30 protein-coding genes are annotated in these 26,299 nt (G+C 71.3%); 10 read left to right on the top strand and 20 right to left on the bottom strand.

Annotated elements, in window-relative coordinates; translation table 11 throughout:
* Positions 1-15: 15 nt before the first annotated feature.
* The 4 genes from ACWDY5_RS11220 to ACWDY5_RS11205 form a co-directional block, all read right to left on the bottom strand.
* Positions 16-576 carry a DUF1707 SHOCT-like domain-containing protein gene (locus ACWDY5_RS11220; RefSeq protein ID WP_449722106.1) on the bottom strand — a complete coding sequence of 187 codons (561 nt, stop codon included), beginning with the start codon at positions 574-576 and terminating at the stop codon, positions 16-18.
* 26 nt (positions 577-602) lie between these two features.
* Complete coding sequence (locus tag ACWDY5_RS11215; RefSeq protein ID WP_449722105.1) at positions 603-1,208, bottom strand: NADPH-dependent FMN reductase; 606 nt, start codon at positions 1,206-1,208, stop codon at positions 603-605.
* A gap of 64 nt (positions 1,209-1,272) precedes the next feature.
* Positions 1,273-1,863 carry a DUF1707 SHOCT-like domain-containing protein gene (locus ACWDY5_RS11210; RefSeq protein ID WP_449722104.1) on the bottom strand — a complete coding sequence of 197 codons (591 nt, stop codon included), beginning with the start codon at positions 1,861-1,863 and terminating at the stop codon, positions 1,273-1,275.
* Between the two features lie 48 nt (positions 1,864-1,911).
* A complete protein-coding gene (locus ACWDY5_RS11205; protein ID WP_449722103.1) occupies positions 1,912-2,328 on the bottom strand; it encodes a Fur family transcriptional regulator in 417 nt (138 codons plus the stop codon).
* Between the two features lie 81 nt (positions 2,329-2,409).
* Between ACWDY5_RS11205 and ACWDY5_RS11200 the strand changes: the two genes are divergently transcribed.
* On the top strand, positions 2,410-3,594 hold the full coding sequence (locus ACWDY5_RS11200) for an MFS transporter (RefSeq protein WP_449722102.1): 1,185 nt from the start codon (positions 2,410-2,412) through the stop codon (positions 3,592-3,594).
* Here ACWDY5_RS11200 and ACWDY5_RS11195 read toward each other — a convergent pair.
* The gene (locus tag ACWDY5_RS11195; protein WP_449722101.1) at positions 3,591-4,139 is read right to left on the bottom strand and encodes a TetR/AcrR family transcriptional regulator; all 549 of its coding nucleotides are present in this window, start codon (positions 4,137-4,139) and stop codon (positions 3,591-3,593) included. The two genes, ACWDY5_RS11200 and ACWDY5_RS11195, sit on opposite strands and share 4 nt — an antisense overlap.
* A gap of 113 nt (positions 4,140-4,252) precedes the next feature.
* Here ACWDY5_RS11195 and ACWDY5_RS11190 point away from each other — a divergent pair, with 113 nt between their 5' ends.
* Entirely contained in the window at positions 4,253-5,167 is a 915-nt protein-coding gene (locus ACWDY5_RS11190; RefSeq protein ID WP_449722100.1) for an SDR family NAD(P)-dependent oxidoreductase, read from the top strand.
* Here ACWDY5_RS11190 and ACWDY5_RS11185 read toward each other — a convergent pair.
* From ACWDY5_RS11185 to ACWDY5_RS11175, 3 genes are read right to left on the bottom strand one after another with little or no spacing between them, the layout of a single operon-like run.
* The gene (locus tag ACWDY5_RS11185) at positions 5,157-6,620 is read right to left on the bottom strand and encodes a gluconokinase (protein WP_449722099.1); all 1,464 of its coding nucleotides are present in this window, start codon (positions 6,618-6,620) and stop codon (positions 5,157-5,159) included. The two genes, ACWDY5_RS11190 and ACWDY5_RS11185, sit on opposite strands and share 11 nt — an antisense overlap.
* A gap of 10 nt (positions 6,621-6,630) precedes the next feature.
* Positions 6,631-7,701: an aspartate-semialdehyde dehydrogenase gene (locus tag ACWDY5_RS11180; protein WP_449722098.1), complete on the bottom strand. Its 1,071-nt coding sequence runs from the start codon at positions 7,699-7,701 to the stop codon at positions 6,631-6,633.
* 2 nt (positions 7,702-7,703) lie between these two features.
* Positions 7,704-8,969 carry an aspartate kinase gene (locus ACWDY5_RS11175; RefSeq protein ID WP_252486085.1) on the bottom strand — a complete coding sequence of 422 codons (1,266 nt, stop codon included), beginning with the start codon at positions 8,967-8,969 and terminating at the stop codon, positions 7,704-7,706.
* Positions 8,970-9,175: 206 nt separating this feature from the next.
* Here ACWDY5_RS11175 and ACWDY5_RS11170 point away from each other — a divergent pair, with 206 nt between their 5' ends.
* Genes ACWDY5_RS11170 through ACWDY5_RS11155 form a run of 4 tightly spaced genes read left to right on the top strand, consistent with a single transcriptional unit; the run spans position 9,176 to position 11,692 of the window.
* Complete coding sequence (locus ACWDY5_RS11170) at positions 9,176-10,360, top strand: hypothetical protein (protein WP_449722097.1); 1,185 nt, start codon at positions 9,176-9,178, stop codon at positions 10,358-10,360.
* Positions 10,361-10,374: 14 nt separating this feature from the next.
* Positions 10,375-10,977 (top strand): nitroreductase family protein, encoded by a 603-nt coding sequence (locus tag ACWDY5_RS11165; RefSeq protein WP_449722096.1) that lies wholly within the window; start codon positions 10,375-10,377, stop codon positions 10,975-10,977.
* Between the two features lie 39 nt (positions 10,978-11,016).
* The gene (locus tag ACWDY5_RS11160; RefSeq protein ID WP_449722095.1) at positions 11,017-11,295 is read left to right on the top strand and encodes a type II toxin-antitoxin system Phd/YefM family antitoxin; all 279 of its coding nucleotides are present in this window, start codon (positions 11,017-11,019) and stop codon (positions 11,293-11,295) included.
* Entirely contained in the window at positions 11,264-11,692 is a 429-nt protein-coding gene (locus ACWDY5_RS11155; RefSeq protein ID WP_449722094.1) for a type II toxin-antitoxin system VapC family toxin, read from the top strand. The genes ACWDY5_RS11160 and ACWDY5_RS11155 overlap by 32 nt, the downstream gene beginning before the upstream one ends.
* 1 nt (position 11,693) lies before the next feature.
* On the opposite strand, the gene ACWDY5_RS11150 is transcribed toward ACWDY5_RS11155, so the two are convergent.
* Positions 11,694-12,029: a hypothetical protein gene (locus ACWDY5_RS11150; protein WP_449722093.1), complete on the bottom strand. Its 336-nt coding sequence runs from the start codon at positions 12,027-12,029 to the stop codon at positions 11,694-11,696.
* A 235-nt stretch (positions 12,030-12,264) separates the two neighbouring features.
* Between ACWDY5_RS11150 and leuA the strand changes: the two genes are divergently transcribed.
* The 3 genes from leuA to ACWDY5_RS11135 all read left to right on the top strand — a co-directional run bounded on the left by leuA (position 12,265) and on the right by ACWDY5_RS11135 (position 15,803).
* A complete protein-coding gene (gene leuA, locus ACWDY5_RS11145) occupies positions 12,265-14,058 on the top strand; it encodes a 2-isopropylmalate synthase (protein WP_449722092.1) in 1,794 nt (597 codons plus the stop codon).
* 37 nt (positions 14,059-14,095) lie between these two features.
* Positions 14,096-15,121, top strand: coding sequence for a DNA topoisomerase IB (locus ACWDY5_RS11140; protein ID WP_449722091.1), 1,026 nt, complete (start codon positions 14,096-14,098; stop codon positions 15,119-15,121).
* 85 nt (positions 15,122-15,206) lie between these two features.
* Positions 15,207-15,803: a DedA family protein gene (locus ACWDY5_RS11135; protein ID WP_449722090.1), complete on the top strand. Its 597-nt coding sequence runs from the start codon at positions 15,207-15,209 to the stop codon at positions 15,801-15,803.
* On the opposite strand, the gene ACWDY5_RS11130 is transcribed toward ACWDY5_RS11135, so the two are convergent.
* The 10 genes from ACWDY5_RS11130 to ACWDY5_RS11085 all read right to left on the bottom strand — a co-directional run bounded on the left by ACWDY5_RS11130 (position 15,800) and on the right by ACWDY5_RS11085 (position 24,798).
* Positions 15,800-16,594 (bottom strand): lysozyme, encoded by a 795-nt coding sequence (locus ACWDY5_RS11130; protein ID WP_449722089.1) that lies wholly within the window; start codon positions 16,592-16,594, stop codon positions 15,800-15,802. The two genes, ACWDY5_RS11135 and ACWDY5_RS11130, sit on opposite strands and share 4 nt — an antisense overlap.
* 61 nt (positions 16,595-16,655) lie before the next feature.
* On the bottom strand, positions 16,656-17,306 hold the full coding sequence (locus ACWDY5_RS11125; RefSeq protein WP_449722088.1) for a class II aldolase/adducin family protein: 651 nt from the start codon (positions 17,304-17,306) through the stop codon (positions 16,656-16,658).
* Positions 17,307-17,324: 18 nt separating this feature from the next.
* A complete protein-coding gene (locus tag ACWDY5_RS11120) occupies positions 17,325-18,470 on the bottom strand; it encodes an ABC transporter ATP-binding protein (RefSeq protein WP_252486074.1) in 1,146 nt (381 codons plus the stop codon).
* Positions 18,467-19,447, bottom strand: coding sequence for an ABC transporter ATP-binding protein (locus ACWDY5_RS11115; protein WP_252486073.1), 981 nt, complete (start codon positions 19,445-19,447; stop codon positions 18,467-18,469). Before ACWDY5_RS11115 ends, ACWDY5_RS11120 begins: the two co-directional genes overlap by 4 nt.
* 6 nt (positions 19,448-19,453) lie before the next feature.
* Entirely contained in the window at positions 19,454-20,386 is a 933-nt protein-coding gene (locus ACWDY5_RS11110) for an ABC transporter permease (protein WP_449722087.1), read from the bottom strand.
* Positions 20,387-20,397: 11 nt separating this feature from the next.
* Positions 20,398-21,405: an ABC transporter permease gene (locus ACWDY5_RS11105; RefSeq protein WP_449722086.1), complete on the bottom strand. Its 1,008-nt coding sequence runs from the start codon at positions 21,403-21,405 to the stop codon at positions 20,398-20,400.
* A 34-nt stretch (positions 21,406-21,439) separates the two neighbouring features.
* Positions 21,440-23,128 (bottom strand): ABC transporter substrate-binding protein, encoded by a 1,689-nt coding sequence (locus ACWDY5_RS11100; RefSeq protein ID WP_449722085.1) that lies wholly within the window; start codon positions 23,126-23,128, stop codon positions 21,440-21,442.
* Between the two features lie 146 nt (positions 23,129-23,274).
* Positions 23,275-23,844: a uridine kinase family protein gene (locus ACWDY5_RS11095; protein ID WP_449722084.1), complete on the bottom strand. Its 570-nt coding sequence runs from the start codon at positions 23,842-23,844 to the stop codon at positions 23,275-23,277.
* The gene (gene recR, locus ACWDY5_RS11090; RefSeq protein WP_449722083.1) at positions 23,844-24,452 is read right to left on the bottom strand and encodes a recombination mediator RecR; all 609 of its coding nucleotides are present in this window, start codon (positions 24,450-24,452) and stop codon (positions 23,844-23,846) included. Before recR ends, ACWDY5_RS11095 begins: the two co-directional genes overlap by 1 nt.
* A 16-nt stretch (positions 24,453-24,468) precedes the next feature.
* On the bottom strand, positions 24,469-24,798 hold the full coding sequence (locus tag ACWDY5_RS11085) for a YbaB/EbfC family nucleoid-associated protein (protein WP_283666050.1): 330 nt from the start codon (positions 24,796-24,798) through the stop codon (positions 24,469-24,471).
* A 127-nt stretch (positions 24,799-24,925) separates the two neighbouring features.
* On the opposite strand from ACWDY5_RS11085, the gene ACWDY5_RS11080 reads away from it, so the two are divergent.
* Positions 24,926-25,771 carry an N-acetylmuramoyl-L-alanine amidase gene (locus ACWDY5_RS11080; protein ID WP_449722290.1) on the top strand — a complete coding sequence of 282 codons (846 nt, stop codon included), beginning with the start codon at positions 24,926-24,928 and terminating at the stop codon, positions 25,769-25,771.
* Here the strand turns inward: ACWDY5_RS11080 and ACWDY5_RS11075 are convergent.
* On the bottom strand, positions 25,768-26,199 hold the full coding sequence (locus ACWDY5_RS11075; protein WP_449722082.1) for a hypothetical protein: 432 nt from the start codon (positions 26,197-26,199) through the stop codon (positions 25,768-25,770). The genes ACWDY5_RS11080 and ACWDY5_RS11075 overlap by 4 nt on opposite strands.
* Between the last annotated feature and the right edge of the window lie 100 nt (positions 26,200-26,299).

Genomic DNA, 26,299 nt, shown 5'->3' with positions numbered 1-26,299 from the left:
GCGATGTGCGTGGGTTCACCCCGCCTGGCTGGCCACCCGCACGTCGCCGAAGGTGGTCCAGGCCTTGATCCGGATCCGCGGCGCGCCGGGCACCGGCGGCACGTCGGCCAGCTCGACCTCCTCGTCGCCGAAGACCAGGCCGCTCTTGACCTCCACCTCGACCCCTTCCGGCACGGTGACCACGATGTCGCCGAACCAGGTCCAGGTGCGCACCTCCACCACCGGGTCGGTGATCACCGCGTGCCGCAGGTCCAGCTCGACGTCGCCGAAGAAGGAGGACACGGTGGCCCCGGTGGGCAGCGCGAAGCGGCCGCTGCGGGAGACGTCGTCGAAGACGGACTGGCGGCTGACCACCTTGGCCGCGGGCGCGGTGACCGGGGCGGGCAGCTGGCCGAGCACGGCGTTGACCTCGGCCTCGGACCCGGCGCGCAGCACCAGGTCGACCTTGTCGGTGAACTCGTCCAGGGTCAGCCTGCCCTCGCCGACCGCGCGTTCCAGCGCGGCCTGGGCGCGGTCGCGGACACCGTCGAGCTCCGGTCCGGCCGGTACGGCGGGGATGGCGCTTGGCTCAGTCACGCCGTCCACGCTAGCCAGCGGGCTGGTCAGTCCTCATCGGCACGGAGTAGCACGTCAGGTCGGCCCTCAGGCTGATGCCTGCCGCGCAGCGCGAACTCGGCCACCTGCTGGCCGATGGTGCGCAGGGTGTCGCTGACCTGGGTGTCGGTGCAGCCGCCCTCGGGGTCGAAGCGCACCTCGCGGGAGTTGAGCGCGGCGCCCAGCGGGGTGGGCCAGCCGCGCAGCGCGTGCACGATGGAGCGCAGCGCGGTGAGCGTGGTGACCGCGGCCTGCCAGCCCATCGCGGTGGCCACGCAGCCGACCGCGCGGCCGTCCAGGTACGGGCGCTCGTCGCCGCGCAGGTCCTCGATGTAGTCCAGGGTGTTCTTCACCAGGCCGGAGACCGTGCCGTGGTAGCCGGGCGAGACCAGCACCACGCCGTCGGCCGCGCGCAGCGCCTCCACCATCCGGACCGCGTTCTCCGGGCGTTCCGGCACCGCCGGGTCGTAGAAGGGCAGCACCAGTTCGGGGCCGGTGAAGGCGACCGTCTTCGCCCCTGCCTCGCGGGCCCCGGCCAGTACCAGGTCCAGCGCGCGCTGCGACTGCGAGTCCGCGCGCAGCGAACCGCCGATGCCCACCACGGTGACCGTCATCCGTACAACTTCCTTCCCTCGGCCGACCCGGCTTGGCACGCTACGACCTCCACCTAGCTGGAGGTCAAGCGAGCCGGTCCAGCCAGCCCTTCACCCGCTCGGTCCAGTGCTGGTCGCGCACCTTGACATCGCCGAAGATCGAGCGCGCGTGCAGGCGGATCAGCGGGCTGCCCGGCAGCGGCGGCTCGGCGGAGAGCTCGACCCGCTCCGAGCCGAAGACCACTGAGCCGTCGACCTCCACCCTGACCCCCTTGGGCACGGTGACCACCACGTCGCCGAAGCAGCTGAACACGGTCAGCTCCACCACCGGCTCGCTGATCACGGCCTGGCGCAGGTCCACCTTGGCGTCCCCGAAGACCGCGCTGACCTTGGTGCCCGAGCGCAGGGTGAACCGGCCGCTGCGGCGCACGTCGTCGAAGATCGAGCTGATGCTGACCTTGACCGCACCCTCGGTGGCGGGCACGACCGGGGCGACCGGCGCCGGCAGGTCGGCCACCGCGCTGGCGATCTCGGCCGGGGTGTCCGCGCGCCACACCGTGTCGGCGCGCGCGGCGAACTCCTCCAGGGTCAGCCTGCCCTCGCCCACCGCGCGTTCCAGCGCGGTCTGGGTGGCGCGTTTGGTGTCCTCTAACGGGTCCTGGCCGGGCAGTGTCACCAGGCCGAGGGTAGTAGGCCCGGTGACCCGATGTGCCCACCTGGCCCACTACCGGCAGTTCCGGCACCGGCCCCAGAAGACGACCTCGGCCTCGTCCACGGCGAAGCCCGCGGTGTCCTCGGGGTCCAGGCAGGGCTTCTCCCCGCGCACGCAGTCCACGTCCTCGGTGCGCCCGCACTGGCGGCACACCAGGTGGTGGTGGTTGTCCCCGGTCCTGGTCTCGAACCGGGCCGGGTGCCCGGCCGGTTCGATCCGGCGCAGCAGACCTGCCGAGGTGCAGGCGCTGAGCACGTCGTAGATCGCCTGGGTGGACACCGCGCCGAGCCGTGCCCGCGCCGCGGTGGCGACCTGGTCGGCGGTGGAGTGCGGGTGTCCGGCGAGCCATTCGAGCACCGCGATCCGCGGCTGGGTGACCCGGAGTCCGGCCGAGCGGAGCTGGTCGCGGGCGGGGGTCTCGGGGTTCACCACCACTCCCTCCGGTGCGTCGGTCCCCAGGCACGGGAAACCGCTTGGACGGCCGTCGGTGCCGCCAGTCACCATGCACGGGTGCCGATCGAGCCCTACCGCCGTCTGTTCGCGCTGCCCGGTGTCCGTTCCCTGGTCGTTGTCACCCTGCTGGCCAGGACCCCGATCGCGGCAGGGCCAATCGTGTTGAACCTGCACGTGTTGCAGGACCTGGGCCAGAGCTACACCTGGGCCGCGCTGGTGACGCTGGCGGTGACCGTCGGGCTCGCGGTGGGCTCGCCGCTGCTGGGCCGGATGGTGGACTCGGTCGGCTTACGCCCGGTGGTCGTGCTGACCACGGTGGTGGAAGGCGTGTTCTGGTTCGCCAGCCCGTGGCTCGGCCTGACCGGGCTGCTGGCCACGGCCCTGTTCGGCGGCCTGTTCGCGCTGCCGGTGCACTCGATCTCCCGGCAGGCGATGGCCGCCCTGGTGCCGGAGGAGCAGCGGCGGACCGCGTTCTCACTGGACTCGATGGTGGTCGAGGGCGCGTTCATGGCCGGTCCCGCGCTCGGCGTGCTGGTGGTGACCACGGTGTCCGGGCACGTGGCGATGGTCGGCATCGGCGCCTGCATCGTGCTGGCCGGCGCCGGGCTGTTCCTGCTCAACCCGGTCATGCGCGGCCCGGAGTCGGTGGCCACCGGCCCGCGCCCGCCGCGTTCCAGCTGGCTGACCGCCCGGATGGTCGCGGTGCTGGTCGCCTCCGCTGGCGCGGTGCTGGTGCTGGCGGGCAGCGACCTGGCCATGATCGGCGTGCTGCGCGAGGCCGGTGAGCTGCCGTGGACCAGCGTGGTGATCCCGATCTGGTGCCTGGCCTCGCTGGTCGGCGGGTTCGTCTACGGCTCGCTGAAGCGCTCCTACCCATCGCTGGTGCTGATGGGCCTGCTCGGCCTGTGCACCATCCCGGTGGCGCTGGCCGACACCTGGTGGCTGATCGCCCTGATGATCATCCCGGCCGGGCTGCTCTGCGCGCCGACCATCGCGGCCACCTCCGAGGAGGTCAGCAAGCTGGCCCCGGAGTCGGTGCGCGGCGAGGCGCTCGGCCTGCACGGCTCGGCGCTGACCACCGGCACCGCGCTGGGCGCGCCACTGGCCGGGGCGGCGATCGACCTGTTCGGGCCGCCGTGGGGCTTCGCCGCGGTGGGCGGGGCCGGGCTGCTCTCGGCGGTCATCGCCTTCGTGCTGTTCCGCGCCTCGGCGAAGCGGACCGCGGCCAAGGTGGCGGTCTAGGGGCGGTAGCGCAGGCCGTCCATCAGCAGGTCGAGCAGCCGGCCTGCGGCTTCACGCTGGTCGATCGCGCCCGCGACCAGCGCCACTCCGGCGATGCCCAGCAGGACGTCCTCGGCAGGCACGTCGGTGCGCAGCGCGCCGGACTCCGCGGCCGGGGCGAGCAGCAACTGGACCGCCGAGAGCAGTGAGTCGCGGCTCTGCTCGTACGGGTCGGCGCCGCTGGCGATCACCGCGTTGAGCGCGTCGGACATGCCGTGCTTGGTGGTCCAGTAGTCCAGGAACCGGTCCATCCAGGTGCGCAGCGCCCGCTCCGGCGGCAGCTCGGCGAGCAGGTCGGCCGCGGCCGCGCAGACCTGGGCCAGCTCGTTGCGGTAGGCGGCCTCGATCAGCGCCTCCCTGGTCGGGAAGTGCCGGTAGAGCGTGCCGATGCCAACGCCAGCCGCCTTGGCCACCGCGTCCAGGGTGGCTTCGGGGCCGCGTTCGGAGAACAACCGGACCGCGCACTTGAGCAGCTTCTCCCGGTTGCGCTGGGCGTCCGCGCGCATGCCCGCTCCACTCCTGTGACCCACATCACCTGTTAAACGGAGGTTCCTCCGGTTAGCTTGGAGTCACCGGAGGCTCCTCCGGTTAGAGCGTAGACGCAGAACAGGACGCTGTCATGGCCACTCGCTTCACCACCCCCTTCAACCACGAGTCCACCGCGGCCGAGGTCATCGCCGGAGTGGACCTGACCGGCAAGCGTGCCATCGTCACCGGCGGCGCCTCCGGCATCGGCGTGGAGACCGCGCGGGCACTCGCCAACGCGGGGGCCGAGGTCACCATCGCCGCGCGCAACCTGGCCGCGGCGGAGCAGGTTGGCGCCGAGGTCGGCGCGCTGGCCGCCCCCCTGGACCTGGCCGACCGGGCCTCGGTGGCCAAGTTCGCCGCGGACTGGCAGGGGCCGCTGCACATCCTGGTCAACAACGCCGGCGTGATGGCCTCGCCGCTGACCCGCACGCCGGAGGGCTGGGAGCTCCAGTTCGCCACCAACCACCTCGGCCACTTCGGGCTCACCCTCGGCCTGCACGGCGCACTGGCCGCGGCCGGTGGCGCCAGGGTGGTCTCGGTCAGCTCCTCCGCGCACCTGATGGGCACGGTCGACTTCGAGGACCCGCACTTCGAGCGCCGTCCCTACGACCCGTGGGTGGCCTACGGCCAGAGCAAGACCGCCAACATCCTCTTCGCCGTGGCGGCCGCGCAGCGCTGGGCCGCGGACGGCATCGAGGTCAACGCGCTGATGCCGGGCGGCATCCGCACCGGACTCCAGCGGCACGTGCAGAACGACCCCGGCTTCGAGGCCATGGTGGCCAGCTCGGGCATGCGGTGGAAGACCACCGAGCAGGGCGCGGCCACCTCGGTGCTGCTGGCCGCCTCGCCGCTGGTGGCCGGGATCAGCGGCCGCTACTTCGAGGACGTCAACGAGGCGCTGCCGAGCGTGCCGGGTGAGCGCCGCAGGGGCGTCGCGCCCTACGCGCTGGACGCCGCCGCGGCCAAGCGGCTGTGGGAGCTGTCGGTGGGCCTGCTCAGCTCATGAGCTCGCGCAGCGCCAGGTAGACCCGCTCCACCCTGGGCCGGGCCGCGGCGAAGTGCTCGGCCAGCTCGGGGTCCGGGTGGACGGTCTCGGTCGGGGTGATCAGCCCGGCCGCGTCCTCCAGCGAGGACAGCACGCCCAGTGCTCGCCAGCCGAGCAGGCAGGCGCCCAGGCCGGAGCCCTCGCTGTCCTCGGTGATCTCCAGGTCGGTGTCCAGCGCGGCCGCGATGAGCTGGCCCCACAGCGCCGAGCGGAACGAGCCGCCGGTGGCCCGCACCGGCGAGACCTCGGCCCCTGTCTCCCGCACCGCGTCCCTGACCAGGGCCAGCTGCTGGGCCACGCCCTCCACCATGGCGCGGGTCAGCTCGGCCCTGCCGTGGTCGCGGCGCAGGCCGAGCAGCAGGCCACGCGGGTCCGGGTCCCACCAGGGGGCGCGCTCGCCGAGCAGGTAGGGCAGCGCGAACAGGCCGTTCGCGCCGGGCGGCACCAGGGCGGCCTCGGCGAGCAGGTCGGCCATGTCCTCCTCGCCGACCAGCTCGGCGGCCCACTGGCTGACCACGCCGCCGTTGCTGACCGCGCCGCCGAGCACCCAGTAGCCCTCGGCGATGCCGTAGCAGAAGGTGCGGCCGCGTTCGTCGATGCCGGGCTCGGTGCGCACCACCCGCAGCGCGCCGCTGGTGCCCAGCGACAGCGCGGCCATGCCGGGGCGGACCGCGCCCACACCGAGGTTGGCCAGCGGGCCGTCGCCGCCACCGGCCACCACCGGCAGGCCGCGGGGCAGGCCGAGGTCGTCGGCCACCCCGTCGCGCAGTGGCAGGGAGTCGGTGGGCGCCAGCAGCTCGGGCAGTTGTTCGGCCCTGATCCCGGCCAGCTCCAGCGAGGGCTGGTGCCAGGCCAGCTCGTGGATGTTCATCAGGCCGCTGCCCGAGGAGTAGGAGTGCTCGGTGACCAGGCGGCCGGTGAAGTGGCGCAGCACGAAGTCCTTGAGCGCGCACCAGTAGGCGGGCTTGGTGTCCGGGTCCTGCTCGGCGAACCAGACCAGCTTGCTCAGCGGCGCGAACGGGTGCACCGGCGTGCCGGTGGCCCGGTGCAGCTGCGCCGAGGCCGGATCGGCGCGCAGCCGGGCGGCCTGTTCGATGGCCCGGTTGTCCGCCCAGCTCAGCGAGGGGGTGATCGGGCGGTAGTTGGCGTCCAGCCCGATCAGGGTGTGCATGGCGCCGGTGAAGGACAGCCCCCGCACCGGTTCCTGGCAGGTCTGCACGCACTCGCGCACCGCGGCCAGGGCCGCGTGCAGCACCCGGTCCGGGTCGTGCACCGCCAGGCCGGGCTGGTCGGTGCGCATGGGGTAGCCGCGTTCGGCGAGGGCGAGCACCCGCCCCCGCCGGTCCGCGGCCACCACCTTGGTCGCAGTGGTGCCCAGGTCGATGCCGAGCACCACTCCGTCGCCCAGAGTCATGTCACCGAACCTACTGGGTGACGATGACCTCGGCGATCTCGTAGGTGTTCAGCGCCGCGCCCTTGCGCAGGTTGTCCCCGCACACGAACAGCTCCAGCGTGTTCGGGAAGTCCAGCGCCTGGCGGATCCGGCCCACGTAGGTCGGGTCGCCGCCGACCACGTCGGCCGGGGTGGGGTACTGGCCGTTGGCCGGGTCGTCCACCACCACGACCGAGGGCTGCGCGCCGAGCAGCTTCTTGGCCTGCTCCACGGTGACCTCACGGGCGAAGGTGGCGTGCACCGCCAGCGAGTGCGTGGTGACCACCGGGACGCGCACGCAGGTCGCGGAGACCTTGAGGTCCGGGATGCCGAGGATCTTGCGGGCCTCGTTGCGGACCTTCAGCTCCTCGCTGGACCAGCCGTCGTCCTTGAGCGAACCCGCCCACGGCACCACGTTGAAGGCCATCGGCGCCGGGAACGGCGAGTCGGCCTGGACCAGCCCGGCGGCCTCCAGCGCGGCGCGCACGTCGCCTGCCTTCTCCCCGACCGCCTTGCCCGCGACCGCGGCGATCTCGGCGTAGAGCCGGTCCACGCCGACCTGGCCCGCGCCGGAGACGGCCTGGTAGCTGGCCACCACGAGCTCGGTGAGCTGGTACTCCCGGTGCAGCGCGCCCAGCCCGGCCATCATGGACAGGGTGGTGCAGTTCGGGTTGGAGATGATCCCGCGCGGCCGGTTGCCGACCTGGTCGGCGTTGACCTCGGGCACCACCAGCGGCACGTCCGGGTCCATCCGGAACGCGCCGGAGTTGTCCACCGCGACCGCGCCGCGCTCGGCCGCGATCGGCGCCCACTCCGCGGAGACCTCGTCCGGCACGTCGAACATGGCCACGTCCACGCCGTCGAAGGCCTCGGGGGCCAGCGCGACGACGGTGTGCTCCACCCCGCGCACGGTGATCTTCTTGCCTGCCGAGCGGGCCGAGGCGATCAGCCGGATCTCACCCCACGGCACGGACTCCCTGCCGTTGATGATGTCGATCATGACCGTGCCCACCGCGCCGGTCGCGCCGACCAGGGCGAGCACGGGGCCGTTGGTGTTCGTCATGTTCAGCGCCCCGTTCCGGCGTAGACCACGGCCTCCTCGTCGCCACCGAGGTCGAATGCCTCGTGCAGCGCGCGGACCGCGTCATCGAGCTGGGTGTCCCGGCAGATCACCGAGATGCGGATCTCCGAGGTGGAGATGATCTCGATGTTGACCCCGACCTTGGCCAGGGCCTCGCAGAAGGTGGCGGTCACGCCGGGGTGCGAGCGCATGCCCGCGCCGATCAGGCTGACCTTGCCGACGTGCTCGTCGTAGGCGACGGACTCGAAGCCGATCTCCGGCTTGGCCTTGTCCAGCGCGGCGACCGCGGTCGGGCCGCCGGTGCGCGGCAGGGTGAAGGTGATGTCGGTGCGGCCGCTGACCGCACGGGAGACGTTCTGCACCACCATGTCGATGTCCAGCTCGGCGTCGGCGACCACCCGGAAGATCCGGGCGGCGACGCCGGGGTGGTCCGGCACACCGGTCACGGTGATCTTGGCCTCCGACCGGTCGTGCGCGACGCCGGTGATCAACGCCTGCTCCACGGCAAGATCCTCCATCGACCCGGTCACCAGGGTGCCGGGCTTGTTGTTGAACGAAGAGCGAACTCGGATCGGCATCCCGTTGCGCCGCGCGTACTCCACCGAGCGCAGGTGCAGCACCTTCGCCCCGCAGGCGGCCATCTCGAGCATCTCCTCGTAGGTGATCTGCTCGAGGTGCTTGGCGTCGGGCACGATCCTGGGGTCGGCGCTGAACACGCCGTCGACGTCGGTGTAGATCTCGCAGACGTCGGCGTTGAGCGCGGCGGCCAGCGCGACCGCGGTGGTGTCGGTGCCACCACGGCCGAGCGTGGTGATCTCCTTGCTGTCCTGGCTGACGCCCTGGAAGCCCGCGACGATCGCGATCGCCCCCTGGTCCAGCGCCTCCCGGATCCGGCCCGGCGTGACGTCGATGATCCGCGCCTTGCCGTGCGCCGAGGTGGTGATCACCCCGGCCTGGGAGCCGGTGTAGGACCGCGCCTCCGCGCCGAGCGCGTGGATCGCCATGGCCAGCAGCGACATGGAGATCCGCTCGCCGGAGGTGAGCAGCATGTCCATCTCGCGGGCCGGCGGCACCGGGGCGACCTGGCTGGCGAGGTCCAGCAGGTCGTCGGTGGTGTCACCCATGGCGGAGACGGCCACGACCACGTCGTTGCCCGCTTTGCGGGTCTCCACGATCCGTTCGGCCACCCGTTTGATCCGCTCAGCAGTCTCCACCGAGGATCCGCCGTACTTCTGGACGACGAGCGCCACCGAACCGCACCTCCCACGAAGCCGCACACACCAGCACTAACCTGCGAGGACGCAGGTCCACACTCGCGAGCAGCCTACCCGCGCGCGCGAGGGTGTCCGGTAACCATTCAGGGGACGCGCTGTCCCCCGCACCTGGTCCGGAAGCACTGGGACGGAGGAAATCTGTGTCGGCTGCGCAGGTGGGAACCGAGCAGGAGGCTGCTCCGGTGGGATCGGTCACATCTGGGCCGCGCCGCCGCCCACTGTGGCGTGATCCCGCCCGTTGGGAACGGAACAGGTGGGTCCGGCTGTTCGCGCCCGCCCTGCTCTACCTGCTCATCCGGCAGGCCGGGCTGTGGGTGGTGCAGTGGATGGCCGGGCGGAACCGGATCAGCGTGACCGGCGCGCTCACCTCGTGGGACGGGCAGTGGTACCTCTCGATCAGCGCCAGCGGCTACGACAAGGTGCCCGTCTCGCTGGTGGACGCCTTCGGGCGGCGCAGCGAGGAGACACCGCTGGCCTTCTTTCCCGGCTACCCGATGCTGGTGCGCGCGGTCGGCGAGCTGCCGGGGGTCGGCCTGGTCGCGGCGGCCTTCGCGGTGAACGTGGTGGCCGGGGTGGTGTGCGCGTACGGCCTGGTCCGGCTGGGTGAGCGGATCGGCGGCAGCTGGCGCTGCGGGATGGTGCTGCTGGCGCTGTTCGCGGTCTCGCCGATGTCGGTGGTGCTGTCCATGACCTACTCGGAGGCGCTGTTCTGCGCGCTGGCGGTGTGGACCCTGCTGTGGCTGATCGACCGGGAGTGGCTGCTGGCCGCGCTGGGCTGTGCCACCGCGGGCCTGGTCCGCCCGACCAGCGCGGCGCTGGTGGCCGCGGTCTGCCTGGCCGCGCTGGTCGCGGTGATCCGCAGGCGGGACGGCTGGCGGCCCTGGGTGACCCTGCTGCTGGCCCCGGCCGGCCTGCTCGGCTACCTGACCTGGGTGGGCAGTCGCACCGGCCGCTGGGACGGTTGGCTGGCGCTGCAGGCCCGTGGCTGGGACTCCCAGTTCGACGGCGGCCTGGCCACCGTGCGGTTCAGCCTGGACGTGCTGTCCTCGGCCAGGTCGGTGCTGGAGGTGGCCACGGTGTGGATCATCGTGCTGACCCTGGTGCTGTTCGCGCTCGGCCTGCACCACCGGCTGCCCTGGCCGCTGATGGTCTACTCCGCGGGGGTGATGTTCCTCAGCATCGGCTCCAACGGCCTGATGAACTCCAAGGCCAGGCTGCTGGTGCCGGCCGTCACGCTGCTGCTCCCGGCGGCGGTGCTGCTCGCCCGCAGGCGTCCCGGCACCATGGTGACGGTGCTGGGCCTGCTGTTGTTGTTCGGCTCCTGGTTCGGCGCCTACTCGATCACCGCCTGGCCCTACGCGATCTGACCCGGAGGCCCTCCTTGACCGAGACCGCGGCGCACCCCCTGGCCACCACCAGCGTCCCGGTGCACGACCTAATCGCCACCCGCTGGAGCCCGCGCGCCCTCGACCCGGCCGCGGAGGTCACCGAACCCCAGCTGCGCGCGCTGTTCGAGGCGGCCCGCTGGGCCCCGTCCTGGGGCAACACCCAGCCCGCCCGGTTCATCCTCGGCCGCCGGGGGGAGGAGACCTTCGGCAAGATCGTGGACACCCTGACCGAGGGCAACAAGCGCTGGGCCCCGTTCGCCGCCGCGTTGGTCCTGGGCATCGCGGTGACCGAGCTGGAAGAGGGCAAGCCGATGCCGTACGCGGAGTACGGGCTGGGGCTGGCCGCGCAGAACCTGGTGCTGCAGGCGGTGGCCGAGGGCCTGGTCGCGCACCAGATGGCCGGGTTCAGCAGGCCGGGCGCGAAGGCGGTGTTCTCGCTGCCGGAGCACCTGGACCCGGTGGTGGTGATCGCGGTGGGCAGGCTGGCCGATCCGGCGAGCGCCGAGGAGAAGCTGCTGGCGCGGGACGCGCGGCCGAGGACGCGGAAGGCGCTGGACGAGCTGGTGTTCAGCGAGTGGGGCGAACCGGCTTTCTGACGCGTAGCCCACTGTGCTACATGGTGCTACACTGGTGCCATGAAGATCCTCACCCAGCGGGAGTTCCGGAACAACTCCGCTGCCGTGATGGACGCGGTGGAGGCCGGCGAGACCTACCACATCACCCGCAGCGGGGTGCCGGTGGCGGAGCTGCGCCCGCTCTCCCGCAGGCGCAGGCTCAGCGCCGAGGAGCTGGTGGCGCGGCACCGGAAGCTGCCCAGGGTGGACGCCACGCAGCTGCGGGAAGAGGCCGACGAGTTCTTCGGCACCGAGGGCCGGGTGGACGATGACGACCCGTGGACGCGTGCCGGTGGCTGACCGCGCCGAGGCAGGAGTCCTGGACACCTGCGCGTTCATCGACCTCGACCGGCTCGACGTGGCCGCCCTGCCGGAGTTCCCGGAGATCACCGCGATCACCCTGGCCGAGCTGCACCAGGGCGTCGCCATGGCCAAGACGGCCGCCAGCAGGGCGGCACGGGCGGAGAAGCTCGGGGCCGCGATCGTGGAGTTCGAGCCGCTGCCCTTCGATCGCGAGGCCGCGGCCCGCTACGGCACCCTGGTCGCGCTGACCCTGGAGGCGAACCGGAGCCCCAAGCCGCGCCGCCTGGACCTGATGATCGCCGCCATCGCTTCCTCGCGGGACCTGCCGCTCTACACCCGCAACGTCGACGACTTCGCCGGTCTGGACGACATGGTCACCGTGGTCGGGGTCTGACTCAGCCGAGCCGACGCACGATCTTGACCACGATCGAGGTCACGATCAGCCAGAACAGCGCCGCGATCCCGTAGTTGACCAGCACCCGCGCCTTCGCATCCTCGGGCATGAACAGGTCCCGGAAGCCCAGCGCCAGCGGGTCGGCCCAGCCGGCCACGAACTGGGTGATCCCGTTCTCCGGGTTCGCCCCGCCCACGGTGAGCACCACGTGCGCCACCAGGACCACTGCCACGATGGTGCCGATCCAGCGGAGTGCGCCGGCCAGCACGCCGACGATCCGCGCCCTGGTCAGCACCGCGGTGCCCCGGTGGTGGCGACGCTCGGAGTGTTCGGCCATGAGGCGCAGTCTGGCATGTCCGGCGAGGTCAGGCTACCCGTCAGTAGGGAGTGGACACTCCCACGATCCGGGAGGTTTTTCTCATCCGCCCTGGCGGCGGGCTAGGCTCCCCCCGTGGCACGCGGCCTGCTCCTTCGCTGCCGCGACGGGGTCTGACCAGACCGGCCCCCCGTCGCGGAGTCCTGGCTGCGTTCTCGCCGGTCCCTTCCCCGGTTTGCAGGAGCCACCACATCCCATGAGCACCAACTCCGACGCGTTCGTCTCTGCCGCCAGCCGGATCCGCCAGCCCGCTCGTCCGGCGCCTGCCGGTCAGCCCGCGTGGAACACCCAGCTGGGCAGCTCGATGCCGATCCACCGGTACAAGCCCTTCCACGAGTTCGTCGAGCCGGTCACCCTGCCCGACCGCACCTGGCCGGACCAGCGCATCGAGCAGGCCCCGCTGTGGTGCGCGGTCGACCTGCGGGACGGCAACCAGGCGCTGATCGACCCGATGTCGCCCGCCCGCAAGCGCCGCATGTTCGACCTGCTGGTGCGCATGGGCTACAAGGAGATCGAGGTCGGCTTCCCGGCGGCCAGCCAGACCGACTTCGACTTCGTGCGGGAGATCATCGAGGACGGCGCGATCCCGGCCGATGTCTCCATCCAGGTGCTGACCCAGTGCCGCCCCGAGCTGATCGAGCGCACCTTCGCCAGCCTGGAGGGCGCGCCCAAGGCGATCGTGCACATCTACAACTCGACCTCCGTGCTGCAGCGCAGGGTGGTGTTCCGGCAGGAGCGCGCCGGCATCAAGAAGATCGCCACCGACGCGGCCGAGCTGGTGCTGGCCCACGCGGAGAAGAACACCGACACCGAGTTCCGGTTCGAGTACTCCCCCGAGTCCTACACCGGCACCGAGCTGGCCTACGCGGTCGAGGTCTGCAACGCGGTCACCGACATCTGGCAGCCGACCCCGGACCGCCCGGCGATCATCAACCTGCCCGCCACGGTGGAGATGGCCACGCCGAACGTCTACGCCGACTCCATCGAGTGGATGCACCGCAACCTGACCCGGCGGGACTCGGTGCTGCTGTCCCTGCACCCGCACAACGACCGGGGCACCGCGGTGGCCGCGGCCGAGCTGGGCTACCAGGCAGGCGCGGACCGGATCGAGGGCTGCCTGTTCGGCAACGGCGAGCGCACCGGCAACGTGTGCCTGGTGACGCTGGGCATGAACCTGTTCAGCCAGGGCATCGACCCGCAGATCGACTTCTCCGACATCGACGAGATCCGCCGCACGGTCGAGTACTGCAACCAGCTGCCGGTGCCCGAGCGGCACCCCTACGGCGGCGACCTGGTCTACACCGCCTTCTCCGGCAGCCACCAGGACGCGATCAAGAAGGGCTTCGAGGCGATGGAGGCCGATGCCTCGGCCGCCGGCGCCGAGGTGGACGACTTCCGCTGGGCGGTGCCCTACCTGCCCATCGACCCCAAGGACGTGGGCCGCAGCTACGAGGCGGTCATCAGGGTCAACTCGCAGTCCGGCAAGGGCGGCGTGGCCTACGTGATGAAGTCCGAGCACCACCTGGACCTGCCGCGCAGGCTGCAGATCGAGTTCTCCCGGATCGTGCAGGAGGTCACCGACACCGAGGGCGGCGAGGTCTCGCCCAAGGAGATCTGGGACGTCTTCACCACCGAGTACCTGGACAAGAAGGCGCCGCTGGCGCTGCTGCGGCACCGGCTCACCGACGACGGCTCCGGCAACGAGGACATCGAGGCCACCGTCATCGTCGACGGCGACACCCAGGTGATCAGCGGCCGCGGCAACGGGCCGATCGCGGCCTTCGTGGACGCGCTGACCACCATCGGCTACGACGTGCGGGTGCTGGACTACGCCGAGCACGCGCTCTCCGCCGGTGACGACGCCCGCGCCGCGGCCTACCTGGAGTGCGCGGTCGGCGGCCGGGTGCTGTGGGGGGTCGGCGTGGACGGCTCGACCGTGGCCGCCTCACTCAAGGCGATCGTCTCCGCGATCAACCGCGCTTACCGCTGAGCCGCATCACCCGGAGCGGAGTGGGTATCCGCTCCGGGTGACCAGGCTCCGGCGCAGCGATCCAGGGGCAGCGGGACTCACCAGGGCCAGGCACGGCCGGGGGTTCCGCTACCTGGACGCGCATGGCGAACCGGTGGACCCCGGGACACTCACCCGGATCAAGGAACTGGTGATCCCGCCCGCCTGGCGGGAGGTGTGGATCTGCCCACACCCCAACGGCCACATCCAGGCCGTCGGGGTGGACGAGGCCGGGCGGCGGCAGTACCTCTACCACCCGGCCTGGACCGCCCGGCGGGACGCGGAGAAGTTCGACCGGGTGCTCCGGCTGGCCGCCCGGCTGCCCAAGGCGCGGGCCCGGATCGCGGAGTACATCGAGCAGCCGGGACTGGGCAGGGAACGGGTGCTGGCGGCGGCGCTGCGGCTGCTGGAGCTGGGCGCGTTCCGGGTCGGCGGGCACAGCTACGCCAAGGAGAACGGCAGCTACGGACTGGCCACCCTGCGGCGCGAGCACGTGGCGCTGCGCAAGGGCCGGATCCACGTCTGCTACCTGGCCAAGAGCGGCCAGCAGCGGGAGCTCGCGGTGGCCGATGACCAGGCGTTTTCCGTGGTTCGCGGGCTGCTGCGGCGGGCGGAGGACAACCCGGAGCTCTTCGCCTACCGCAACGGGCAGGGCTGGCGGAACGTGCGCGCCGAGGAGGTCAACGAGTTCCTCCGCGAGCTGGTCGGGAACGGCTTCTCCGCCAAGGACCTGCGCACCTGGAACGCCACCGTGCTGGCGGCCACCGCGCTGGCCGCCGAGGAACGCCCGGCGAGCAAGACCGGGCGCAAGCGGGCGGTGGCCGGGATGGTCCAGGAGGTGGCCGAGGAGATCGGCAACACCCCCGCGGTCTGCCGCCGCTCCTACATCGACCCGCACGTGATCGACGCCTATGACCACGGTCTCACCGTCCGGCCGACCGTGCTGCGGATCAGCAGCACCGATTTGACCATGCCGGAAACACGCGACACCATCGAACGCTCAGTGCTGCGGCTGCTGCGCCGGGCCCGTCGTGACCTGGGTTGAGCAGCTGAAGAGTCACTGAAGGACCGAGCCAGACCGGATCCACGACCGTGTTCCCTACGTTGGGCGAGATGTGAACTTCACCGCTGTGCCTGAGCTGCTGCTGCTGGCGACCTTCGTGGTCGCGGTCGTTCCGCTGGCGCCCACCGAGGCGTTCGTGATCAGCTCCGGACTGCTCGCCGCGTCCGGGCAGCTCTCCCTGCCGGTGGTGATCGTGGTGACCGCGGTCGGCTGCCTGATCTCCGACCTGATCAACTACCGGGTGGGCTACAAGTTCGGCCCGCCCGCGCTGCACCGCTTCGAGCGGCGCAAGGGCGGCACGCCTGCCTCGGTCCGCTGGGTGCGGGCCCGGCTGGAGCAGCACGGCGAACCGGTGCTGGTCGCGGCCAGGTTCGTGCCGGGCGGCGGCATCGCGGGCGCGATGCTGGCCGGCACCTGCCGGATGGGCCCGCGCCGGTTCACCGTGGCCGCGGTGATCGGCTCCGCGCTGTGGGCCACCTACGCCTCGCTGCTGGGCTACACCGGCGGCCGCCTGACCTCCGACCCGGTGCTCGGCCTGCTGCTGTCCATCGCGATGGCCGCGGTGCTCAGCCTGATGGTGGCGCTGCTGGTCCGGCGGGCCCAGCGCCGCGCGGACGAGGCCGAACGGCTCGAACGCGAGGCGCTGGAAGCCCTGGTCGCCTAGTCCCGGTTGGTGGCCAGCACCTGCAGGCGGTCGTAGGTCCCGTTGAACAGGTTCTGATCGCCAGGGAACACGCCGGAGTCGGCGTGCTGCCAGATCGTGTGGTACTGCCAGCGCTGCGGCAACGGTCCCGGCGAGCCGCCGTAGTTGGCGATGAACAGCGGGCTGACCTGGCTGTAGTCGGTGAGGTTGCCGGTGCACTGGTTCCACCAGCTGGTGGCCGTGTAGATCACCGGCCAGCGCCCGGTCCTGGCCCGGTAGGTGTGCACGAAGTCGCTGATCCAGGTGACCATCGCGCGCTGCCCGACGCCGTAACAGGTGTCGCCATCGGGGTTGTACTCGATGTCCAGCACGCCCGGCAGCGTCCTGCCGTCCGCCGACCAGCCGCCACCGTTGTCCACGAAGTAGTGCGCCTGGGCCGCGCCGCTGGTCGTGTTGGGCGCGGCGAAGTGGTAGGCGCCACGGATCATGCCCACGTTGTAGGAGCCGTTGTACTGCTGGGTGAAGTACGGGTTGCGGTAGGTGGTGCTCTCGGTGGCCTTGACGTAGGCGAACCGGGCCCCGTTCGCCCAGGCCCTGGCCCAGTCGACGTTGCCCTGCCAGCTGCTGACGTCCATGCCGGGCACCGTGGCCGCGGCGTCGAAGGTCGCGGGCCGGGACGAGCGGCCCTCGTGCTTGGCGATCTGCGAGCCCATCGCATGGTTACCGGGTTCGGCCTGTGCGGGCAGGCCGGACCCCAAGGTCGCGGCGGTCACGAGCAGGGTGACCAGGGTGGTGCGCAGGGATTTGGTCATGTCCGGAGTGTGGGAGCGGCTCCCGCTCGCCGGACACGCTTTTCAGCCTGGCCCGAAAGACTCAGATCTCCTCGCCCAGGTGCTGCCCGTACTCCTGGATCCGCGGCGTCACCTCGGCCAGCTCCTCGGCGAAGAGCAGCCGCGGCGTGACCCCGCTGGAGAGCACCCGCAGCGCCACCTCGGCCAGCCACTCCAGGTAGGCGGCCCGGCGGAAGGCGTGCGCCAGGGTGCCTGCCACGGTCACCGCGCCGTGGTTGCCCAGCAGGCAGGCCGAGGAGCCCTGGAGCGCGGCCACCGTGGCCTCGGCCAGCGCGGGGCTGCCGTAGGGCGCGTACGGCGCGACCCGCACCGCGCCGCCGAATATGCCGAGGTAGTAGTGCACCGGCGGGATCTCCTCGACCACGCAGCTCAGCGCGGTCGCGGCCACCGAGTGGGTGTGCACGATCGCCCTGGCGGTGCCCGCGGCGTAGATCGCCTGGTGCATGGGGAGCTCGCTGGTCGGGGCCAGCGGCGCCTCCACCGCTCTGCCGTCCAGCCGGTGCAGGCCGACCTGCTCGGCGGTGAGCTGGTCGTAGTCGACCCCGCTGGGGGTGACCAGGAGAAGGTCATCGACCCGGAGGCTGACATTGCCCGCCGTGCCGACGACCAGTCGCTGTTCGACCAGTCGCCGGCACGTGGCCACGATCGCCTCACGCTGCGCCCGATATCGCACGGGAACAGGGTGACAGAGCTACGGCCCGAGCACCTCAGTGACCGACGCCGGACCGGTCAGGCTGATGTCCGGCGAGATGCCGTCGTCGGCCTGCACCAGCTCCGCCTCGACCTCGTGCGGCCGGATCCGCCCGGCCTTGATGTCCTCCGCGTAGTGGCAGGCCACCCGGTGACCCGGCGCGACCTCCCGGAGCACCGGCCGCTCGGTGTCGCAGCGGGTCGCCTGCCGCCACGGGCACCGGGTGTGAAACCGGCAGCCGGTGGGCGGGTTGGCGGGCGAAGGCAGGTCGCCGGCCAGCAGGATCCGCTCGCGGCGGTCCTCCAGCAGCGGGTCCGGCACCGGCACCGCGGACAGCAACGCCCTGGTGTACGGGTGCTGCGGGTCGGCGTAGAGGGTGTCCGAACCGGCCTCCTCGACCAGTCCGCCCAGGTACATCACGCCCACCCGGTCGGAGATGTGCCGGACCACGGCCAGATCGTGCGCGATCACCAGGTAGGTGAGCCCGAGCTGCTCCTGCAGGTCCTCCAGCAGGTTGACCACCTGGGCCTGCACCGAGACGTCCAGCGCGGACACCGGCTCGTCGGCCACGATGAGGTCCGGTTCCACGGTCAGCGCGCGGGCGATGCCGATGCGCTGCCGCTGGCCGCCGGAGAACTCGTGCGGGTACTTGCGCAGCGAGGTGCTGGGCAGTCCGACCGAGGTGAGCAGGTCGCGCAGTCGCTTGCTGGTCTGCGCCTTGCCCTTGTCCAGGTTGTGCGCGCGCAGGCCCTCCACCAGGATCGACTCCACCGACTGCCGGGGGTCCAGCGAGGACAGCGGGTCCTGGAAGATCATCTGCATCCGGCGGCGCATGTGCCGCAGCGGCTCGCCCTTGAGCGAGGACAGGTCAACGCCGTCGAAGACCACCTTGCCCGCGGTGGGCGGGGTGAGCTTGAGCAGCGCCCGCCCGAAGGTGGACTTGCCGCAGCCGGACTCGCCGACCAGGCCGTAGGTCTCGCCGCGGCGCACCGAGAGGTCGACGCCGTCCACCGCGTAGACGTAGCCCACCGTGCGGTCCAGCACCACCCCGCGCTTGATCGGGAAGTGCACCTTCAGTCCCTCGACCGTGACCAGAGCATCGTCCACAGTGGACACTCCGGTGGTCGTCTCGGCCGGGGCGGTCATGCCGGTACCTCCTGCTGGACCGGGTTGTGGCAGCGCAGCAACCGGCCCGCCTCGAGCTCCATCGCCGGGGTCACCTCGACACAGGTGTCCAGCGCGTTCGGGCAGCGCGGCGCGAAGGCGCACGCGTGCGTCCACGGGATGTTGTCGGCCACCGACCCTCGGATCGGCACCAGCTTCTCCCCGCGCGGGGCGTCCAGCCGCGGGATCGAGGCCAGCAGCCCGTGCGTGTACGGGTGCTTGGGCGTGGCGAAGAGCTCGTGCCGCCGCCCGCGCTCGACCACCCGGCCGCCGTAGAGCACGTTGACCTCGTCGCACAGCCCGGCCACCACGCCGAGGTCGTGCGTGATCATGATCAGCGCGGTCTCGGTGTCCTGCACCAGTTCCTTCAGCAGCGCCAGGATCTGGGCCTGGATGGTCACGTCCAGCGCGGTGGTCGGCTCGTCGGCGATCAGCAGCCGGGGACGGCAGGCCAGCGCCATCGCGATCAGCGCGCGCTGCCGCATGCCGCCGGAGAGCTGGTGCGGGTACTCAGTGAGCCGCCGGGTCGGGTCCGGGATGCCGACCTTGTCCAGCAGGTCCTTGGCCTCGCCCATGGCCTCCTTGCGCGCCATGCCGCGGTGCCGCTCCAGCACCTCGGTGACCTGGATGCCGATCGGGATCACCGGGTTCAGCGAGGACAGCGGGTCCTGGAACACCATGCCCAGGTCCCGGCCGCGCCGGTCCCGCATCTGCCGGTCCGACAGCGAGAGCAGCTCGGTGTCCTCGAACTTCACCGATCCGCTGACCTTGGCCCCGCGCTTGGGCAGCAGACCCATGATGGCCAGCGAGGTGACCGACTTGCCGCAGCCGGACTCGCCGACCAGCCCGACCGTCTGGCCGGGCGCGACGTCGAAGCTGACCCCGTCGACCGCGGCGAAGGGCTCCTCGCCGTGCCGCTGGAAGACCACGCTGAGGTCACGAACCTCAAGCAGCGCCATGGGGATTCACCGCCTGTTCTTCGGGTCGAGGGCATCGCGCAGCGACTCGCCCATCAGCGTGAAGCCCAGTGCCACCACGATGATGCAGCTGGCGGGCCAGAAGGCCAGGGACGGGTGGCTGTCCAGCACGGTCTGCGAGCCGCCGAGCATCTGGCCCCACTCCGGGATGTTGTCATCCGGGTTGCCGAGGCCGAGGAAGGACAGCGCGGCCGCGTCGATGATCGCCACCGCGAGCACCAGCGTGGACTGCACGATCACCGGGCCGAGCGAGTTGGGCAGCATGTGCCGGAACACGATCGCGGCCGGTTTCACACCCAGCGCCCGCGCGGCCAGCACGTGGTCGCTGTGCCGCTGCGCCAGCATCGACCCTCTCAGCAACCGCGCGAAGATGGGTATCTGCACGATCGCCACCGCGAGGATCACGGTGAACTGGTTGGCCTGGGCGAACAGCATGCCGATGGACACCGCCAGCAGCAGGCTGGGGATGGACAGCATGACGTCCACCGCGCGCATGACCACCGAGTCCACCCAGCCGCCGAGCGCGCCGGCCAGCGTGCCCAGGATCAGGCCGCCGGCCAGGCCGATCATCGTGGCCAGCACGCCGACCAGCAGGGTCTGCTGGGAGCCGATGAGCAGGCGGGAGAAGAAGTCCCGGCCCTGCAGGTCGCCGCCCAGCGGGTGCCCAGGCTGGGACGGCGGGATCTCGTTGCGCGCCTTGATGACCTGGTCGGCCAGCATCCGGTCGGCCGGATCGTGCGGGGCCAGCAGCGGGGACAGGATCGCGACCAGCACGAACAGCAGGATGATCCCCGCGCCGGTCAGGAAGACCGGGTTGCGGCGCAGCCGCCGCCACGCGCTGGCCGCCAGGCTGACCCCGGTGTCCACCTGCGTCTCCGCGGTGGAGGAAGCCAGATCGTCGATCTTGGTCTTGCTTGGCATGTCCCCTCCTCTCAGCGGGTCCGCACGCGCGGGTCGATCAGCGCGTAGGACAGGTCGACGAGCAGGTTGACGAACACGTAGACCATGGCGGCCACGATGATCAGCACCTGGAGCACCGGGTAGTCCCTGCGCTCGAAGCCCAGCGCCAGCGCCTCGCCGAGGCCGGGGAAGGCGAAGACCTTCTCGGTCAGCACCGCCCCCGCCAGCAGCGCGCCGGTCTGCAGGCCGATCGTGGTGACCACCGGCAGCAGCGCGTTGCGCAGCACGTGCCTGCGGCGCACCGTCTGCGCGGTCAGGCCCTTGGACTGGGCGGTGCGCACGTAGTCCTCGTCCAGCACGTCCAGCACCGCGGCCCTGGTGATCCGGAAGATCACCGCGAACGGGATGGTGGCCAGCGCGATCGAGGGCAGGATGAGGTGTTCGAGGGAGTTGAACACCGCGTCCCACTCGCCGGTGATTATCCCGTCGAGCACGTAGAAGCCGGTGATCCTGGTGGCGTCGATGTCGTCCTGCCGCCCGGCCGAGGGCAGCCAGCCCAGCTCCACCGCGAACAGGTGCTTGAGCACGAACGCGAGGAAGAAGACCGGCACGGCCACACCGATCAGCGAGCCGATCACGCCGACGTTGTCGAACCAGCGGCCGCGCTGACGGGCGGCCAGGTAACCGAGCGGGATACCGGCCGCGATCGCGAGGATGATCGCGAAGAAGCTCAGCTCCAGCGTGGCCGGGAAGCGTTCCAGGAAGAGGTCGAAGGCAGAGGTGCCCGGCTGGACGCCGAGCGAGATGCCGAAGTCACCCGAGAGGGCGCGACCGAGGAACTTGAAGTACTGCACGTAGATCGGCTGGTCCAGCCCCAACAGCGCGGTGAGCTCCCGCCGCGACTCCTCGGTGCCACGCTCCCCCAGGAGGGCCGAGACCGGCCCTCCTGGCAGCGCGCGTAGCCAGGCGAAGAGCAGCAGCGAGAGCACACCGACGACGAGGATGAGCTGGAGGAGCCGCCGCACGGTGTAGCGGAGCACCTGTCAGATCCTGTTTCGTGGTGGGAGAAGCAGGTCAGCCCTTGGTAACCGGGCTGAACTCCTCGGCGGTCAGCGGGCTGGGCGTCAGGTTCTTGACGTCCTTCTTCAGCACGAACGCGGGCGGGGAGTGCGACAGCGGCACGGCCGGGAGGTACTCCTCCACGATCTGCCGGTTCAGCTCCTGGTAGAGCTTCTCCCGCTGCGCCTTGTCCGCGGTCACGTCCGCCGCGTCCAGCCGCTTGGCCAGGTCCTCGCCCCACGGGGAGCCCTTGGTCCAGAAGCGGTTCTCCGCGTTGCCGAAGAAGGTGCCGATCCAGTTCGCCGCCGCGCTCTGGTCACCGGTCCAGCCGAGCAGGAACAGGTCCGCCTTGGCCTGGTCGATCTCGCTGAGGTAACCACCGTTCCACGGCTTGGTCACCACGTTCAGCTTGATGCCGACGTTGCGCAGGTCAGCCGCGATCGCGCCGAAGATGTCCTGCGGGTTCGGCATGTACGGCCGGGTGACCTCGCTCGGCCACCAGAAGTTGACCTCGAGGTTGCTCGCCCCGGCCTCGGCCAGCAGCTGCTTGGCCTTGGCCTGGTTGAACTCGATCGGCTTCACGTTCGGGTTGTAGCCCTGCACGATCTTGGGCATGAACTGGGTGGCGACCGTGGCGCTCTCCGGCAGCTGCGACTTGACCAGCTGCTCCCGGTTGATCGCCATCGCGATCGCCTGGCGCACCCGGAGGTCCTGCAGCTTGGAGTTGTTCTTCTGCGTGATGCCCAGGTACATCAGGTTGAACGCGTCCCGGGGCACGACCTGGAAGCCGTCGCTCTTCAGCTTCGCCCAGTCGGCCGGGGCCGGGTAGTCGTAGCCGTCGATGTCCCCGGTCTGCAGCGCCTGCTTGCGCGCGGTCTCGTCCGGGATGATCTTGAAGTTGAGCTTGTCCAGCTTGGCCTTGTCACCGTGGTAGCCGTCGAAGCGGCCCAGCTCGACCAGGTTGTTCGTCGTGTCGTAGTTGACGAACTTGAACGGGCCGGTGCCGGTCGGCTGCTTCAGCGCGTACTCGGGGAAGGCGAAGCTGTCGCCCTGCGCGACCACGTTGTCCGCGTTGTACTTCTGCATCGCGGTCGGGCTCTGCATGGAGAAGGACGGCAGCCCGAGCACGTCGGGGAACTTCGAGGACGGGCCGGTCAGCTCGACCACGACGTTCGAGGCGTCCTTGACGGTGCAGGACTTGAACAGCGAGGGCTTGGCGCCGTCGGCGAAGCCGCCGAAGTTGTCCACCCAGTACTCGGAGACCGAGGCGCTCTGCCCGGCGCCCTTCTGGTTGTACCAGCGGTTGAAGTTGAAGCAGGCCGCCTCGGCGTTGAAGTCGCTGCCGTCGTGGAACTTCACGCCCTGCTTGAGGGTGAAGGTCCAGGACTTGCCGTCCGGGCTGGACTCCCACTTGGTGGCCAGCTCAGGGCCGGCCTCCGCGGTGCCCGGCTTGAAGCCCACCAGACCCTCGAAGATCTGGCGGGAAATGCGGAACGTGGCACCGTCGGTGGCGTAGAACGGGTCAAAGTGCCTCGGCTTGCCCTCGGCGCCGAAAGTCAGTGTCCCGCCAGTCTTGCCCCCCTGGTTGCCCTGGTCTCGCTGCGACTGCGCGCACGCAGCCAGGGACAGGGCGGTCATACTGGCGACGCCGACAATGGTCAGCTTGCGCAGCGTCGACCCCCGTGTCATGTCAATCTTGGGCATCTCGCGCACCTCATGGGTCCGATGTCACATGGTGTGGTCGCCGACACTAACCCGTCCATGTGGCCCTACCGACGATGCGAAGGTCACGATACGGCCACGTCAGGCGTCATCAGGTCGGGTGAATTCTTCGGAGTTTTACAAGGGTTTCACCCGATCTTGCGGTCACCTTCGGTGTTCCACCGCACATCCGCCCGCCCGCGCGTGTCGTCCACCGCGAACCACCCCTGTTCGAAGCGCTGCCAGTGGCGCAGCGCGTTGCGACAGCTGTCGCCATCCCTGGTCGCCGCGCGTGCCAGCCTGCGACCGGGATCGGCCAGCTCCACCCAGCAGAGCAGGGACAGCAGTGGCGAGACCGAGCGGCGGCCGGTGGACACGCCCTCCAGCACCAAGATCTCCGGCACCGGCAGCTCCGCCCAGTCGCCGGGGTGCGGCAGGCCATCGGTCCAGGCAGTGCGCCGGTAGCGGCCGGGTTCGCCCCGGCGCAGCGGGTCCAGCACGCCCGCGACCAGCCTCGGCCACCAGGACACCGGATCGTCCCAGGTGGCGAACTCGTCCGAGCGGACCAGCCCGGTGTTTTGGCCCCGCGCGCGCAGCTCGGCGACCAGGGCGTCCGCCCAGGTGGACTTGCCGGAACCGGACGGGCCGTCGATCGCGGCCAGCCGGACCCCGCCGAGCCTCGGCGGGGCGGCCAGCAGCAGCTCGACGGCCCGGTCCACTACATCGCGCGGCGGCCGGAGAGGGCGCGGCCCAGGGTCAGCTCGTCGGCGAACTCCAGGTCACCGCCCATCGGCAACCCGGAGGCGAGCCGGGTCACGGTGAGGCCGGGGAAGTCGCGCAGCATCCGCACCAGGTAGGTGGCGGTGGCCTCGCCCTCGGTGTTCGGGTCGGTCGCGATGATCACCTCGGCGACCTGCACCCCGCCGGAGTCGCCGCCGATCCGGCGGAGCAGCTCGCGGATGCGCAGCTGGTCCGGTCCGATGCCGGACAACGGGTCCAGCGCGCCGCCGAGCACGTGGTAGCGGCCCTTGAACTCGCGGGTGCGCTCCACCGCGAGCACGTCCTTGGGCTCCTCCACCACGCACACCAGGCTGGCGTCCCGGCGCGCGTCCTTGCAGATCCGGCAGGTGGTCTCCGCGGAGACGTTGCCGCAGATCTCGCAGAACTGCACGCCCTCCTTGACCTTCTGCAGCACCTCCTGCAACCGCGAGATGTCCGCGGGTTCGGTGGCGAGCAGGTGGAAGGCGATCCGCTGGGCGCTCTTCGGCCCGACCCCGGGCAGCCGCCCGAGCTCGTCGATCAGGTCCTGTACTGGTCCCTCGTACACAGCCGTCCTGTTCCGGCTACATGCCGCCGGGCAGGCCGAGGCCGCCCAGGTCGAGTCCGCCACCGAGGCCACCGGCCAGCGGCCCCATCTTCTCCGCGGTCAGCTCGGCCACCGCGCGGTTGGCGTCGCGCACCGCGGCCACCACCAGGTCCGCCAGCGTCTCGGTGTCCTCGGGGTCGACCACCTTCGGGTCGATGTCGAGCGACTTCAGCTCGCCGGTGCCCGCGACGGTCGCCGTCACCAGGCCGCCCCCGGCGGTGCCGGTCACCTCGGCCTCGGCGAGCTCCTGCTGGGCAGTCATGAGCTGCTCCTGCATGCGCTGCGCCTGCTCCATGATCTGCTGCATGTTCGGCTGGCCGGGTAGCACGGGGGCTCCTCTCGCTGCACGGGCCGTCGCCCGTGCCGTTCTGGCGTGGTGACCAGGGTAGCCGCGCGGCTTCTGGCACCGTTGGGGTGTGCACCGTGCCCCCCTGATGACCCCACTGGCCCTCGCGCTGGCGGTCACCGCCCTGGTCGCCTGCGGCAACGGCGAACCAGCCGCCTCCTCCAGCGCCACCCCGGCCACGAGCACGGAAGCCACCACACCACCACCGGAGACCTCGGCCTCCGCCACCCCGCCGAGCAGCTCACCCCTGCTGCCCAGCACCTCGCCGTCGCCGCCACCACCGGCCAAGGGCAAGGTGGTGGTGATCGACCCCGGCCACAACGGCGGCAACAGCAAGAACCCGGCCGTGATCAACAAGCCGGTGCCCGCCGGCCGCGGCAAGGGCAAGCCCTGCAACACCACCGGCACCCAGACCAACTCCGGCTACACCGAGCACGCCTTCACCTGGGACGTGGCCAACCGGATCAGGGCCGCGCTCACCGCCAAGGGTGTGCGGGTCGAGCTGACCAGGCCCAACGACACCGGCGTCGGCCCGTGCGTGAACGAGCGGGCCGAGATCGGCAACCGGGCGAACGCGGACGCGGTGGTCTCCATCCACTCCGACGGCTCGACCACCGCCGGGCACCACGGCTTCCACATCATCTACTCCAGCCCGCCGCTGAACCCGGCCCAGGGCGCGCCGTCGGCCAAGCTGGCCGCCTCGGTCCGGGACGCCATGCGGGACGGCGGCATCCCGCTGTCCAACTACGTCGGCCAGTCCGGCCTCAACGGCCGCGACGACATCGCGGGCCTGAACCTGTCCACCCGCCCGGCGATCATGGTCGAGTGCGCGAACATGCGCGATGCCACCGAGGCGGCACTGGCCGCCAGCACCGAGGGCAGGCAGAAGTACGCGACCGCGATCGCGGACGGGCTGCTGCGGTACCTGGGCTAACTCTTCTCGATCCGCCGGGCGCCGAGGTGCTGGGTGATGAGCGCGATGGTGCTTTCCTCGTGGTTGTTGCGGATCACCACGGACTCGTCCAGCGCGGTGGACTCGGCGATCATCGCCTCGGTGTCCTCCGGCTCGTCCGGCTCCGGCGGCAGCGGGATGTCCGGCTCGGGCGGCGGTGCGGACGCCGGGGCGGGCGCGGGCTCGGCCACCGGCCGGTTGCCCTGGCTGGGCCTGGTCAGCTGCCGGGCGGGCGCGGGCCGGGACCCGCCGTTGCCGCCACTGGGCGCGGGCGGCGGCGCGGCGTCGCCGTGCACGCAGGTGACCCGCCAGCGGCCGCCGACCACGGTGCCCAGCGCCTCGGCGATGACCTCGGCGTTGCGGCTGTCGGACAGGCGGCGGGCCAGCGGTTCCGCGGTGTGGGTGAGCACCACGGCGCAGGTTCCGCCACCACTCGTCCAAGGTCTCCCCGCCGGTGCCCGTGGTCGACCAGCCCGCCCCGTGCTCGATCGCCAGCCCCATCGCCTTCGG

This window comes from Crossiella sp. NPDC003009 (assembly GCF_053591555.1).
The sequence above is the reverse complement of the archived record's forward strand: the minus strand, read 5'-3'. Positions and strand labels throughout refer to the sequence as shown.